General features: G+C 69.5%; 10 protein-coding genes and 1 pseudogene. All 11 read left to right on the top strand.

Features of this window, described 5'->3' with window-relative positions; all coding sequences use genetic code 11:
• Positions 1-1,351, top strand: a 1,351-nt coding sequence (locus tag O3Q52_RS33785; protein WP_269652469.1) for an ATP-binding protein, incomplete at its 5' end; no start/stop codon positions are given.
• The gene (locus O3Q52_RS33780; protein WP_269652468.1) at positions 1,342-1,674 is read left to right on the top strand and encodes a hypothetical protein; all 333 of its coding nucleotides are present in this window, start codon (positions 1,342-1,344) and stop codon (positions 1,672-1,674) included. The genes O3Q52_RS33785 and O3Q52_RS33780, both read left to right, overlap by 10 nt.
• The gene (locus tag O3Q52_RS33775) at positions 1,671-8,414 is read left to right on the top strand and encodes a DUF4157 domain-containing protein (RefSeq protein ID WP_269652467.1); all 6,744 of its coding nucleotides are present in this window, start codon (positions 1,671-1,673) and stop codon (positions 8,412-8,414) included. Before O3Q52_RS33780 ends, O3Q52_RS33775 begins: the two co-directional genes overlap by 4 nt.
• Positions 8,415-8,456: 42 nt before the next feature.
• Positions 8,457-9,170, top strand: coding sequence for a hypothetical protein (locus tag O3Q52_RS33770; protein ID WP_269652466.1), 714 nt, complete (start codon positions 8,457-8,459; stop codon positions 9,168-9,170).
• Positions 9,167-9,868 carry a hypothetical protein gene (locus tag O3Q52_RS33765; protein ID WP_266504234.1) on the top strand — a complete coding sequence of 234 codons (702 nt, stop codon included), beginning with the start codon at positions 9,167-9,169 and terminating at the stop codon, positions 9,866-9,868. The genes O3Q52_RS33770 and O3Q52_RS33765 overlap by 4 nt, the downstream gene beginning before the upstream one ends.
• A 10-nt stretch (positions 9,869-9,878) precedes the next feature.
• Complete coding sequence (locus tag O3Q52_RS33760; RefSeq protein WP_269652465.1) at positions 9,879-10,259, top strand: hypothetical protein; 381 nt, start codon at positions 9,879-9,881, stop codon at positions 10,257-10,259.
• A complete protein-coding gene (locus O3Q52_RS33755) occupies positions 10,252-11,391 on the top strand; it encodes a hypothetical protein (protein ID WP_269652464.1) in 1,140 nt (379 codons plus the stop codon). The genes O3Q52_RS33760 and O3Q52_RS33755 overlap by 8 nt, the downstream gene beginning before the upstream one ends.
• 79 nt (positions 11,392-11,470) lie before the next feature.
• Positions 11,471-12,007, top strand: a complete 537-nt coding sequence (locus O3Q52_RS33750; protein WP_269652463.1) for a phage baseplate assembly protein V — start codon at positions 11,471-11,473, stop codon at positions 12,005-12,007.
• A gap of 20 nt (positions 12,008-12,027) precedes the next feature.
• On the top strand, positions 12,028-12,381 hold the full coding sequence (locus O3Q52_RS33745; RefSeq protein ID WP_269652462.1) for a hypothetical protein: 354 nt from the start codon (positions 12,028-12,030) through the stop codon (positions 12,379-12,381).
• Complete coding sequence (locus tag O3Q52_RS33740; protein ID WP_269652461.1) at positions 12,378-12,764, top strand: GPW/gp25 family protein; 387 nt, start codon at positions 12,378-12,380, stop codon at positions 12,762-12,764. Before O3Q52_RS33745 ends, O3Q52_RS33740 begins: the two co-directional genes overlap by 4 nt.
• Positions 12,761-13,988 (top strand): annotated as a pseudogene (locus O3Q52_RS33735) (putative baseplate assembly protein); the annotation flags it as partial. The gene O3Q52_RS33740 and the pseudogene O3Q52_RS33735, both read left to right, overlap by 4 nt.

Genomic DNA, 13,988 nt, shown 5'->3' with positions numbered 1-13,988 from the left:
CGTCGAGGTGGTCGGCGGCGATCTGCGCAGCCGGGCCGACATCGCCGCCGCGGCCGCCGCCCGCTCCGGGCTCGGGCTGTACGCGATGAGCGCCGAGGACATCCCCACGGACCCCGCGGAGCGCGACCGGCTGGCCCGGCTGTGGCAGCGCGAGGCGATCCTGCTGCCCGCCGCCCTGCTGGTGGAGGCCGGTGAACTGGACCGTGACCAGCACGCCGCCACCGACGCGTTCCTCGCCGGAGCCGCCGTGCCCGTCGTCGTGTCGAGCACCGACCCGCGCCAGACGGACCGGCCGCACGGCGAACGGGTGGCCGTGCCGCGCCTGGACGACGAGGAGCAACTCGGCCTGTGGACAGGCGCGTTCGGAGGCGTCGCCGAGATCCCGGAAGGCGAACTGCGGTCGCTGATCGCACAGTTCCAGCTTCCGCCCCATGTCGTACGTGCCGCTGCAGCCGCCGTGCGCCGTGATCTGCCCGGCGAGGACGAGCTGGACGCCGGTCGACTCGCCTGGCGTGCCGGAATGAACGAGGCCCGTGTCGGCATGGACGACCAGGGCCGCCGTATCGAGCCCGAGGCGGGCTGGGACGACCTCGTGCTGCACGAGCGGCAGACGAGTGTGCTGCGCGAGATCGTCGCGCACGTGCGTCAGCGGGCAACCGTCCACCAGGAGTGGGGATTTGCGGCCACCCTGCGCCGAGGGCTGGGCGTGACGGCCCTGTTCGCCGGCGGTTCGGGAACGGGCAAGACGCTCGCCGCCGAGGTCATGGCCAAGGAACTCGGCCTCGACCTCTTCATAGTCGACCTCTCCCAGGTGGTCAGCAAGTACATCGGCGAGACCGAGAAGAACCTGCGGAAGGTGTTCGACGCCGCCGAAGCCGGTGGCGCGCTTCTCCTCTTCGACGAGGCCGACGCCCTCTTCGGCAAGCGCAGCGAGGTCAAGGACAGCCACGACCGGTACGCCAACCTCGAAGTCAGCTATCTGCTGATGCGGATGGAGGCCTACCGGGGGCTCGCGATCCTCACCACCAACATGAAGAAGGCCCTGGACACGGCGTTCATGCGCCGGATCCGATTCGTCGTCGACTTCCCGTTCCCGGCCGAGCACGAGCGTGCCGAGATCTGGCGCCGGGTCCTGCCGTCGCGGACCCCGACGAAGGGCATCGAGCCGGAACTGCTGGCCCAACTGACCGTCGCGGGCGGCTCGATCCGCAACATCGCCCTGTCCGGCGCGTTCCTCGCCGCCGAGGAGGGCGACCGGCTGCAGATGCGGCACATGCTCGCGGCCGCCCGCACCGAGTACCTCAAGCTGGAGCGCTCCCTGACGCCGGGGGAGGTCCGCGGATGGGTGTGAGCAGGGACGCGGGCAGAGGCGTGGGCGCGGACGCGGGCAGGGGCGTGGACAGGGAACCGGGCGCGATCCGGGTGAACATCGGAGAGCTCGTCCTGGACGGCTTCCGCGTGGACCCGGAGCGGGTGTCGGCCGCGTTCGAGCACGAACTCGCCCGGCTGGTACGCGAGCGTGGCGTACCCCTGGCGGCGGACGGCGCGGTGAGCGTGGACGCGCTGTCCGGGCTGCCTCCGCTGCCCGCCGGGCTGTCCGCGCGTCGGCTCGGCCAGGAGCTGGCACGCGCGGTGCACGCGGGGCTCTCCGGCCGTGGGGAGATGACGCCGTGAGCAGTGACTCCCAGACACAGGAAGGCCGTTCGGAGCAGGCCGCCGAAGAACGCCGCCGCAAGCGCAAGGAGCGTGCCGCCAAGGCCCGTACCCCCGAGCCCAAGGACATCGTCAGCGGCGCCGGACAGCCTCTCGACGTCGGCGTACGAAGGGAGTTGGAGGAGCAGCTCGGCCACGACCTCAGCCGCGTACGGCTGCACACCGGGCGGGACGCCGGGCAGCTGACCGAGTTGCTCGGTGCGGACGCGGTCGCGGTCGGCCAGGACATCTTCTTCCGCGAGGGCGCGTACCGACCCGGCACCGCCGACGGTCAACGCCTGCTCGCCCACGAGCTGTTGCACACCGTGCAGAACCCGGACGGCCTCGGCGCGCTGCGGGCCGGCCGCGACCCCGGCGCGGTGAGCCTGCCCCAGCAGGCCATCGAGCGCGAGGCGGAGTCGGCCGCCCAGGACCTGGCACATCCGGCCGCCGCCCAGGAGTCCGTGCCGGAGGTGCAGGAGGGCCAGGCCACGCCCGGCTGGCTGCGGTACGCCACCGTCGACGCCGACCGGAACCGGCTGGAGCAGATCGACCCCGCCACCCTCGTCGACCGGCTGACGAACTCGGTCGTGCGCTCGCTGCGCGGCGACCCGGAGGACCGCTCCAAGCGCACGCGCAGGCAACTCGCCCGGCTGCCCGAGGAGTTGCTGGACGGTGTCCTCGACCGCCTGGAGGACCGGCTGCTCGGCTCGGAGCACGACCGGGTGCTCGACCTGGTCGAGGAGATCGAGGCCGACGGGGATCTTCCGGAGGAGACGGACTCGTACGACGCCCCGGCCGTCGAGCCGGACGCGGCCGAGGAGCTGCGGGTCGAGCGGGAGAGCGAGCAGCGTGCGGTCGAGGAGGACCGGGAGGAGGAGCGGAAGCCCGGGGCGGGTCCGGGACCGGAGAAGGAACCGGCCGGTGAGGAAGGGGCCGCCGGTTCGACTCCGGAGAACTCGGCGCCGGGGAACGGGAGTACCGCGCCTGGTGGCGATCCGGAGCCGAGCCCGGGTGCCGGTACCGGCACCGGTATTGGGGCTGAGGTCGGCAAGGGGAGCGAGGTCGCGGGGCAGCCCTCGGGCGGCGGTACGGCCGAGAGTGCGCGGCAGAGCGGCGGGAAGGCGACCGCGGGCTCGGCGCAGGGCGAGGCGGCGAAGTCCCAGCAGGGCAAGGGCGAGAAGAAGGAAGCCGGAGAGGGCAAGGCGGGCAAGGCGGGCAAGGAGGACAAGGGGGCCAAGGGGGAGAAGAAGGGGGAGGAAGAGGCCTCGGACCGGCAGGAGGCTCCCGCGGCCGGCAAGGAGGAGTCCGCGGCCAAGAACCGGCCGGGCGCGGTCGACGCGCTCGTGGCGAGCCAGAAGGTGAAGCCGCAGGAAAAGGCCGGGCAGCCGAAGCCGACGGGTTCTCCCACGGCGACGGGCAAGGGCGGCCGGCAGTCCGGCCCGCTCAGCAGGCTCGACGGTGTGCGCAACCAGGACTTGGAAGGTCCCGAGGAGACTGTCGGTGAAGACCCGTTCGGCTCGGGCAGCGAGTCCGAGGTCGAGGTCGGCGGCAGGGAGAAGAGCGCCTGGGACATCAAGCTCCAGCCCGAGGACTTCATTCCGGAGCAGGATCCCGACGTATCCGGCGTACCGACCGCGGACGAGGCGGATCCGGCCTCCGCCGCCGGGGCGGTCGTGCCGTCGTCCGCCGCGCCTCCGGTGACAAAGGCCGACAGGGTGCAGGCGGAGCGGGACGCCGAGGACGCGGAGGATGCGGAGGCGGAATCCAAGTCCGAGTCCGAGGAGGGCGACGCTGCCGGGGCCGCCGACACGGAGGCCGTGCCCGAAGGCGAGGATGCCACCGTCGGAGACGGGCAGCTCGGCGGTCTCGCGCTGGAAGGGGCCGCTGCTCCGCCTCCCGTACCGGGCTCGGTGTCGAAGGACCCGAAGAGCGGCGCCGACCCCAAGGCCGGGCCCGTGGCCGCGCAGACGGCGGTGCAGGAGGCGCCGGGCAGGTCCGAGGACGGCGGCGAGGCGCAGGAGACGGCCGCCAAGGAGGAGAAGGGCACTCCCGCCGCGGGCGACAAGTCGGCCGGCGCCCAGGAGAAGGCGTCTCCGCAGGCGGGTGGCGCCCAGTCGGGCGGGTCCGAGGCCTCGGGCCGACAGGAGCAGAAGAGGTCGGAGTCCGGTCAGGCGGCTGCGGCTCCGGGTGGGCAGGCTCAGGGGGCCTCGGCGGCTTCGTCCTCGGCTTCGTCGACCTCGTCGGCTTCCGGGAGTGCGGCGGGCAGGAGTGAGCCGGCGTCGGACGCTTCGAGTGCTTCGTCCGCGCGGGACAGCCATGTCTCCGGCGGCTCGTCCGGAGGCGGCACCCAGAGCCAGTCGTCGGGCGGGGGGAGTGCGAGTAGTACGGCGACTCCGCAGGCCCCGGCGGTGCAGGAGCCCGCGCCCGCCGCTCAGGAACCGGTCCAGGCGCCCGAGCAGTCGGCGCAGGAAGAGGCCGCCCCGGCCGCCGCGCCCGCTACCAAGGCTGCCCCGGCACCGAAGTCCGCGACCAAGTCGGCGTCCGCCGCCAAGGGTTCGCGCGGTGGAGGTTCCGGTGGAGGCGGCGGTCGTGGTGGCGGCAGCGCGGCCGTGCCCGCCGCCAAGGGCAAGGGCAAGAAGGACTCGGGCCCGGCCCCGAACCTCTCCCAGGTGTCCCCTGAGGCGGGCCTGTCCACCGCCTCGAATCTCAAGCCCCACAAGGCACTTGAGGCCATGGCAGGCGTGGGCGGCTCGGTGGACCGTACCGTCGGCGACGAGCACAAGGCGCTCGCCGCGGCGCCGCCGTCGATGCAGCGCCCCGCCGGCGCGCCCCAGACGCTCCAGGGCAAGCCGAAGGCAGACGCGCCCGCCCAGTACTCCCAGGACCCGGCGCGGAAGTCCGAGGCGCCCGAGGAGGAGAAGGCCGAGGTCACCGGTGCCAAGGAGCCCGAGGGCCAGATCGAGGCCGAGAAGGCGGAGGAGCCGGGCGGCTGGGACACCTTCAAGATGGCCCTGGGCTTCGGCATCGGCTGGCTCGCGGACAAGCTCGGCTTCGAGGTGGACGCGCAGGAGCTGGCGGCCAAGTTCGCCGGGCTGCCGACGAAGGACGAGGCGCTCAAGCAGGCGCAGGCGGGCAATGCGCCGGGTGTCGAGCTGCAGGGCGAGGCGGACCGGACCGCGGGCGAACAGGGCGCCGCGGTCGACACCAAGGGCCAGGAGACCGTCACGACGGGCCGTGACGACGCGGCCCGCCCGATGGGGGAGAACCAGGTCTACCCCGACGTCCCCAAGGAGCAACTCAAGGCGAAGGTGCCCGGCCCCGAGGGCGGCAAGGGCGGTGTTCCGGAGGGCGGCGCGTCGACGGGGGCCGTACCTCCGGAGGCCGCGTCCGAGGTGGCGGAGCACGACCGGGGGCCGCAGTTCAAGGCCGCGTTCAGCGACGGCCAGAAGGGCATGTCCGAGGGGCGGCAGACCAAGGACCGGGACTTCCGCGACTCGCAGGCGAAGCACAAGCAGAAGGTCGACGCCGAGGTCGCGGCGAACACCGAGAGCCAGACGGGCGAGCGTGAGAAGGCCCTCGGCGATGTCACCGCGCAGCGTGCCGACTGGCGCAAGGAGCAGGACGAGGAGCTCAAGAAACTCGGTACGAAGAAGAGTGAGCGGCACGACAAGGTCCGTAAGGACGTCCAGGACAAGGAGAAGAAGACCGACGACGACGTCGACAAGGAGAAGAAGGACGGCGACAAGAAGATCCAGGACGAGAACACCAAGGCCGAGCAGGACGCCGAGAAGAAGCGCGACGACAGCGTCAACGATTCGGGCAACTGGATCAGCAAGGCCTTCGACTGGATCAAAGAGAAGGTCCTTGAGATCAAGAACGCGATCGTCCGCGTCATCAAGGCGGCGCGTGACGCGGTCGTCGGCTTCATCAAGAACTTCAAGGAGACGGTCGAGCGCTGGATCAACGAGGCGCGCAAGTTCATCGTCGACGCGATCAAGAACCTCATCGACGACCTGATCGAATTCGCCAGGGCGCTGGTCCGGGGGATCATCGAACTGGCCAACCGTATCCGGAAGTTCATCAGTGGGTTGATCTCGGCGGCGATCGCCATGGTGAACCGGCTGGCGAAAATACTGAAGCAGATCATCACGGATCTGCTGCACGCCATCGGGAAGCTGCTGGGCAGCATTCTGAGCATCCTGAAGAAGATGCTGCTGGACGTCATCAAGGCCGTGATCGCCGCGGTCAGGACCGTCCTGGAATACGCCTCCAAAATACTGGGCGCGCTCGGCGAGTTCATGATGATCGCCGTCGATTTCCTCTCCGACCCGGGCGGCTGGCTGAGCGGCGCCAAGAACTCCGCCGTGGACGGGGCGAAGAACCACCTTTTCCGCGAGGTCCAGGCCGCCGTCAAACAGTGGTTCCAGTCGAAGATCGAGGAGATCCTCGGCATCCCGAAGGCGATGATCGACAAGCTCATCAAGGGTGGCTTCACCCTGGAGCGGATCGTCAAGGAGACGTGGGACGCGATCGTCCCCCAACTCCCCTTCATCATCGGCGAGATCGTCATCACGAAGGTCATCGCCAAGCTGATCCCGGGTGCGGGCTGGGTGATGGCGGTCATCGACGCCATCCGCACGGCCATCGGGGCCCTCAGCGAGATCCTCCGGGCGATCGGCGCGGTCATCACCTGGCTGAAGGCGGTCCGCCAGGGCGGCGCCGGCATCCTCTTCGCCAAGGCGGTCGCGGCCGGCATCGTCGCCCTCCTCGAACTCGCCTACGAGTTCCTGCTGAACGGCATCGGCAAGTACGTCGCCAAGGTGGGCCGCCGTCTCAAGAGCGTTGCCCTGAACCTGGGCAAGGAGAAGCCGGGCGGGGGCCGCGGCCCGGCGGGCCAGGGCTCGGACGACCGGGGCGGCGACAAGAAGACGCGCCCGCAGCCGGAACCCGGGCCCGGCCCCACTTCCGGCGCCCCGACCACACGCCCGACGACGAGCGGCCCGACAACAAGCCGCCCAACGACGAGCCGTCCAACAACCGCAGGGCCGCGTCCCGGCGGAACGCCGACCGCGAAGAAGCCGGGGACCACCACCCCGGCGAAGCCCACGTCACCCACCACCGGCCCCGCCAAGGACGGCACCAAGCCCGGCCCCGGGACGCCCAAGACCCCGGCCGACACCAAGAGGCCCACGGGCAACGACAAGAACGGCAAGCCGAAGGACAAAGAAGACGACAGGCCGGACACCCGCCCGACCCCGTCCCCGAAGCCCAAGCCGACTCCCCGACCGAAGCCGAAGACCGAAACGGACACGCGCCCCCGCCCGAAGGACGACACCCCGGGCAAGCCCAAGGAGGACCAGGGCTTGACGCCGCCCAAGACGGACGACAAGACCCCGGACAAGCCCAAGGACCAGGACCCGAACCGCCCTGCGGGCAAGGACGGCAGGGGCGACAAGGACGACTCGGGGAAGCCCAAGCCGGACAAGAACGCCCCCGGCAAGCCGAAGTCCGACAAGGACGCCCCGGGCAAGCCCAAGCCCGACAAGGACGCCCCCGGGAGGCCGAAACACGAGAAAGACGGTGTCCCCAAGAGCAAGCCGGACAAGCGGGATAGGCAGGAGAAGCAAGAGAAGCGAGACGAGCGCAAGAAGGACGAGGAATCGACTGATTCCAAGGCTGAGCGCTTGGCCAAGATCGTGGCGAGGCTACGCCCGATCATTGAGGAACGGCTGGAACCCGGACTCCGGAAGAGTTCGCACAGGTCGTTGCTCTCCTCCCTGCAACGGTGGTTCCGGCTTACCAGCCTGGAAAAGGAGGGCAGCGAAGAGTTCACCATCCGCGCACGGCTGAACCCGAGCCTTCCCGTCACCGGTGGTTTCTCGCAGGGACTGCTCGACTACTTGAGGAAGCACCAACTGCCGCGTCCCGTCATCGAACCCTGGCCCCAGAACGGAGTCCCGCCGGCGGTAACAACCAACGCGAAGTACATCAACCCCGAGTACGCACAACGCGGACGCGAACCCGGCAATCAATACACCGAGGGCTGGTACTACCTGGCGCGGCACAAGATGACTCCGGGTACGCCCCAGTGGGACCGCATGCACCTCATACCCCGCGAGATCGGTGGAGCGGCAGCCACATCCAACTTCGTTCCCGCAAGGAACTCCGACAACGCCCCCTTCTATCACCAGATCGAGAAGTACGCCGCGCAGGCATTCGGGCAGACCGCCACGGCCACTCCTCCCATGCCCGGGTGGTACACGGCGGAACTGAAGCGCTACAAGGGTCCAAGCACCATCGCGTACCCGCACGGAAATACCTATCCCGAAGGATTCCCCGAGCAGTTGACGGTCGATTGGGGCATGTACAAGAGGAGAGGGAACGGTACCGGACAGAATAATTCGGACTGGATGAAGCTGCCTGCATCGATGCGAGCGGTCAAGAATTTCGCTCCACCGCCCGCACCGAGTTTCGTCGGACCGCTCACGGCCCCTGTCAACATCAACACAGCCACCAGGGCGGAGATCGGAAAGGCTCTCGACAGGGCGGGACGGATGTATGTGACGGCGGTCATGCACGAGCGAACATTCAAGGACTTCGCGGACATGAAGAGGAAACTGTCCGCATACAAGTCGAAGGCAGGAAAGCCGCTCATCAATTTTGACACGACGATGAGGAGGCTGAAGCTGCGCGCAACCCACGGCTACTTCAACTTCTGACGGAGCCAAAAATCTCTGATCGCCCGACGAAAGCTGACCGTCATGCACAATCTCACCCCCAACGAGCAGCGGCACGCGGACTCTCTGGAAGAGATCCGGTCGAGTCCGTTCCTCCAAGCTGACTGTGGGAGCGCCGATCACCTGGGGCCTGCCCTCGAAGAGCTACTCCCGCTGGGCCGGTACAACGATGGCTGGGCTGACGTCGAACTCGATCAGAACCTCGTGGACTGTGGTCTGCGTTTCACGGACCTCGGGGCGCAGTGGAGGACTTCCCGGAAAAAACTTCCCAGAATCCAGGGCGATTTCAATCTGCTCCACCTCCGTGACGTACTGAATCAGCCTGAGGGTCCAGCCGCCACGATTCCTGACGCCTCGGACTCCCAGCTCCGGTTCCTGTCGGAACTCCGCTTCTTCGATCACACGCCACGGTCCGGGTCCGGGAAACTGACATACATCCGCTTGCGGCCCGGCGGAACGCCCCTTGAGATCTGGTACAGCGCCGTGGCGGACATCGGTGGCGACCCGTATCCGCCCGGATTCATCAAGATGGACATCACCTACTGCCAGTATCTGGACGCTCTGCTCCTCACCAAAGGCACCTACGGCTGGCAATACCTCTACACAGACGTATCGCTGCGCCGTGGCGACTTCCGCGAAACGGTCGGATACCTGCAGGGCATGCTGGAGGTTTTTCCCGAGATCTTTCCGCAGCACGACTACACGGATTTGCGTGAACGCCTGGAGGCCCGCCAATGACCCGCTACGCCGACATCCCCAAGCCCATCCGCTCCGGAATAGTCGTGGTCGACCCCGACCGCGGGACACCCCAGCGGATCATCGTGCTTCAGTTCAACCCGGACACCCTCGAACGCAGTCTCAGTCCACAGTCGGCGGGAGGCAGTGGGGACTCCGGGGGAGGCGGCAGCGGGACCGGGGACCGGAACGAGGCCCTGCGGCTCAAGGGTCCCGCCCAGGAGACGTGGAAGTTCACCGCCGAGATCGACGCCACCGATCAGTTCGAGGTCGCCGCACCCGACGGCATTCACCCACAACTCGCCACCCTCGAAATGCTGGTGCAGCCCACGACGCAGCAGATACGGGACGCCTCGCGGCTCTCGCAGAAGGGGACCATCGAGATCAGCCCGATCGAGATGCCGTTGACGCTGTTCACGTGGGGGAGCAAGCGGGTGATGCCCGTGCGGCTCACCGAACTGTCCATCAACGAGTCCGCCTTCGACGTGAACCTCAACCCGATCCGGGCCTCGCTCGGCATCGGGCTGAAGGTGCTCACCGTCAGCGACCTCCCCGCCGGACACCGAGGCGCCGACCTCTACATGGCCCACCTCGCCCAGAAGGAACGCCTCGCGGCGGCCGCCCGCAGAGGCAGCCTCGGCGGACTCGGCCTCACCGGCGGGGACATCGGCGGCACGGCAACACTGAGCGGAAGGGGCTGAGGCGGAGGCCATGGCCGACATCGAGCCGTACGAGAACGCCCTGGACGCGATCCCGGGCGCCCACCCCTACCCCCGCACCAGCCGCTACCACGACGCCGAGATCGGGATCCACCGACAGGCGGACGGGACCGAAGTCCGGTACACCAAGCGCCGGTTGCTGCCACCGTTGGCCGAGACCGAGGGGGAGGGCCAGAGCCACACCGTCAGCAGCGGTGAACGACCCGACATCCTCGGCCGGCGCTACTTCGGCGACGCCGCCCAGTGGTGGCAGATCGCCGACGCCAACCCCGTACTCGATCCACGGGAGTTGACCGACGAGGCGGGCAACGTCATCGAGGTGCCCCTCGCCGGCGGGTTCCCGCGGGCGGACCGGGGAGACCGGCGTGTCTGACCTCCCCGTGGGCAGGGGCCCCGTACACATCACCCTCCAGATGGGACCGAAGCTCACCAGGCCCGTCCCCGCGGAGGTGACGGAAGCCCTGCTCTCCGCCCAGATCACCGCCACCGCGGGAGAACGCAGCGGCTTCCAGCTCGCCTTCGACCTCACCAAGAACGGGCTGATCAACCGCACCCTGCTCCCGGAGGGGTTCTTCGACCCGAAGACCCGCGTCATCGTCTCCGTGAGTGTGAAGGGCACGCCCGAGGTGCTCCTCGACGGTCTGATAGTGCGGCAGGAGGTCGGCGCCAGCAACCAGCCGGGCCACTCCACCCTCACCGTCACCGGCGAGGACCTGAGCCTCCTCATGGACCTGGAGGAGCGCACCGACCGCTACCCCAACCTCCCTCCCTCCCAGCGCGTCCTGGCCATCCTGCGCCGGTACTCCGACTACGGCATCCGGCCGGACGTCTACACGGAGAAGGTGTCCCAGCCACCGCACCAGGACCTCCGCGTCCACTACCAGACGGGCACCGACCTCCAGTACGTCAACGAGCTGGCCCGCGCCAACGGCTACACGTTCTATCTGGAGACGGGTCCCAACCCGGGTCAGTCGACGGCCCGTTGGGGGCCCGAGGTCAGGCTCGGCATCCGCCAGCACGCCCTCAACGTCAACATGGACAACAACTCAACCGTCGACCAGCTGACGTTCGCGTACGACGGCACGGCGCGGGAGGAACCGCAGGCCCGCTGGCAGGACCCCGGCACCCGGCAGTCCACGCTGCTCCCGCAGCCGCCGATCAGCCCGCTGCGCCCGCCTCTCGGAAAGCGGCCCACCCCGGCGCTCAAGCGCAGGACGCTGGCCGGCACCGCCAAGCAGCAGCGCGAGCAGGCCGAGGCCGAACTCCTCGCCAGGGCCGCCGTGTCCGCCGATGTCGTCTCGGGCTCCGGCTCGCTCGACGTCAACCGGCACGGATACCTCCTGCAGCCCCGCCAACTGGTCGGCGTGCGCGGCGCCGGACGCGCGTACGACGGCGACTACTACGTCAAGTCCGTCACGCACACCCTGCGCCCGGGCTCGTACCAGCAGAACTTCACCCTCTCCCGGGAGGGCCTCGAAGCCCGCAGCGCCTACGTCAGGCCCTGACCCGCAGCAAGCGACATCAGCAGAGCGACATCAGCAGAGCGACACCCAGCAACACCCCACAGAGCAGGAGCAGTTCAGCATGGCGGCAACCGGCAATCGCTACCCCGGCAAGTTCCGCGGCCGGGTGATCGACAACAACGACCCGCTGCACATCGGGCGGATCACCGTCGAGGTCCCGGACGTCCTCGGCGACGAGCCGTCGACGTGGGCGCTGCCCTGTCTGCCGTTCACCGGGCCGGAGGCGGGGCAGTTCGTGGTGCCGCCGCCGGGAGCGGGTGTGTGGGTCGAGTTCGAGCAGGGGGATCCCAGCTTCCCCGTGTGGACGGGGTGCTGGTACGGAGACCAGAGCGAACTGCCGCCGGACGCGCGCCGCCTGGTCCAGCCTGCCTCGCAGGCCAAACCGGTCGTGGTGCAGACACCCGGGGCGCACAAGATCGTGATGAGCGATCCGCCGGGCGCGGACCAGGGAATCCTGCTCCAGGCCAAGGGCGGCGCCTACATCCGCATCACCGACGAAGCCGTGGTCATCGCGACCGGCGCGGGCGCCGAGATCCTGCTGCGCGGAGACCAAGTGACGATCAACGAGGGCCAGTTGACCGTGCTCTCGAAGCGATAGGAAGACGGGGGACGAATCAAGTGTCCAGCGCAACAGGGGCATCCGGCGGTCTGCTCGGCACCGGTGCCGTGATCAGCTGCCCGCACGGCGGCCGCGTCACCACCGCCACCACATCCACCTCCGCCGTGCTCATGGACGGCATGCCCGTCGCCACGGCCGAGCACGGGTACGTCGTCACCGGCTGCCCGCACACCGTCGACGGCGTGCCCGTGCCGTGCGTCTCCGTCCGCTGGACGGCCGACGGCTCCGGCGTCACGGTCGGCGGCGCGTCCGTGCTGCTCGACACCTCGGCGGCCGAGTGCTTCACGGCGTCCTTCGTGCCGCAGGGACCGCCGGTCGTCCAGGCAGAGCGCCGAAAGGTGGCCGTCCGATGAGCCCACGCACCCGCCCCCGCAGCGACATAGCGTTCCCGTTCCGGGCCGACCGCCGGGGCCGCACCGCGCACGCCCGGCACGACGAGCACGTCCGCGACCTGATCGAGCAGGTGCTGTTCACCAGCCCCGGCGAGCGCGTGATGCGCCCCGACTTCGGCTGCGGACTGCTCGACCTGGTGTTCGCGCCCAACAGCCCCGAACTCACCAGCACCCTCGAACTCTCCGTGCAGGCCTCCCTGCATCGCTGGCTCGGCGACCTCATCGACGTGGAGGACCTCGACGTGGTCAGTGAGGACAACGCCATCCGCGTGCATCTCTCGTACGCCGTGCGCACCACCGGAACGCGCCGCGACGACGTCTTCGAAGGGAGGGCCGCGGCATGACGGGCACGACCACCACCACCCGGCGGGTGAAGGTAAGGGCCGCCCAGCTCAACGGAGTTGACGCCGTCGAGGTCGGCGACGACGGCCTCACGCTCACCGTCACCTTCCTCGGCAAGGCCCCGCACGGCCTGTGCGCCGAGAACGTACGCATCGACGGCGGCCGTCGCATCACCGGCATCGAGGCTGTCGACCTGAGTGTCGAGCGCGAGGACGACCCCGAACTCGACGACCGGCTGTACGTCACCCTCGACAGGGCCGGCGACACCTCGCGCTACCGGCTCTCCCTGGTGGAGACCGACCCGTACGGGCGTCCCGGGACCGAGCCGTACCGGGGCTTCGACCAGCGCTACCACAGCGCCGCCTTCGCCTTCCGGCCCGACTGCCCGACGCCCTTCGACTGCGCCGAAGAGACCCATGAGACACGGGAGTTCCCCGAGGCGCCCGTCGTCGACTACACCGCGCGCGACTACGAGACCATCCGCAAGCTGCTCCTCGACCGGCTCGCGCTCACCACGCCCGACTGGATCGAGCGCAACCCCGCCGACCTGGGCACGACGCTCGTCGAACTGCTCGCGTACACCGGCGACCAGATCGGCTACCAGCAGGACGCGGTCGCCACGGAGGCGTACCTCGACACCGCGCGCCGCCGGGTCTCCGTACGCCGTCATGTCCGGCTCATCGACTACGCGATGCACGACGGCGCCAACTCCCGTGCGTACGTGACCGTGCAGACCGCGGGCGAGCACACGCTGCTGCCGGGCACGTACCGCTTCGCATCCGTCGACGTACGCACCCTCGACCCGCACGACCGTCCGGAGCCCGGCACGGTCATCGACGACGGGGACCTCGCCGACCTCGACGAGCGCGGCTCGGTGGAGGTCTTCGAACCGGTCGTGTCCGCCGACCCGTTGGAGCTGCGGGCCGCACACAACGCGATCCGGCTGTGGACCTGGGGCGGCGAGGTGTCCTCCCTTCCGAAGGGCGCGACCGCCGCGACCCTGCGCGACGAGTGGCGTGACGCCGAGACGTGCGAGGAGCGCCAACTCGATCTGAAGCCCGGGGACTTGCTCGTACTGGAGGAGGTGAAGGGGCCGCGCACCGGCACCCCGGGCGACGCCGACCCCGCCCACCGGCAGGTCGTGCGCCTGACCTCCGTCACCCCGGGCGTCGACCGCATCGAGGACCAGCCGGTCCTGGAGGTCGCCTGGGCCGCCGGGGACGCGC

It is taken from the genome of Streptomyces sp. ActVer (genome assembly GCF_027270795.1).
Classification (GTDB): Bacteria; Actinomycetota; Actinomycetes; order Streptomycetales; family Streptomycetaceae; genus Streptomyces; species Streptomyces umbrinus_A.
The sequence above is the reverse complement of the archived record's forward strand: the minus strand, read 5'-3'. Positions and strand labels throughout refer to the sequence as shown.

Excerpts from the sequence above, each read along its gene's own strand:
- O3Q52_RS33780 (WP_269652468.1), top strand. The coding sequence starts at position 1,342 with ATGGGTGTGAGCAGGGACGCGGGCAGAGGCGTGGGCGCGGACGCGGGC.
- O3Q52_RS33750 (WP_269652463.1), top strand. The coding sequence starts at position 11,471 with ATGGCGGCAACCGGCAATCGCTACCCCGGCAAGTTCCGCGGCCGGGTG.
- O3Q52_RS33760 (WP_269652465.1), top strand. The coding sequence starts at position 9,879 with ATGGCCGACATCGAGCCGTACGAGAACGCCCTGGACGCGATCCCGGGC.
- O3Q52_RS33740 (WP_269652461.1), top strand. The coding sequence starts at position 12,378 with ATGAGCCCACGCACCCGCCCCCGCAGCGACATAGCGTTCCCGTTCCGG.
- O3Q52_RS33765 (WP_266504234.1), top strand. The coding sequence starts at position 9,167 with ATGACCCGCTACGCCGACATCCCCAAGCCCATCCGCTCCGGAATAGTC.
- O3Q52_RS33770 (WP_269652466.1), top strand. The coding sequence starts at position 8,457 with ATGCACAATCTCACCCCCAACGAGCAGCGGCACGCGGACTCTCTGGAA.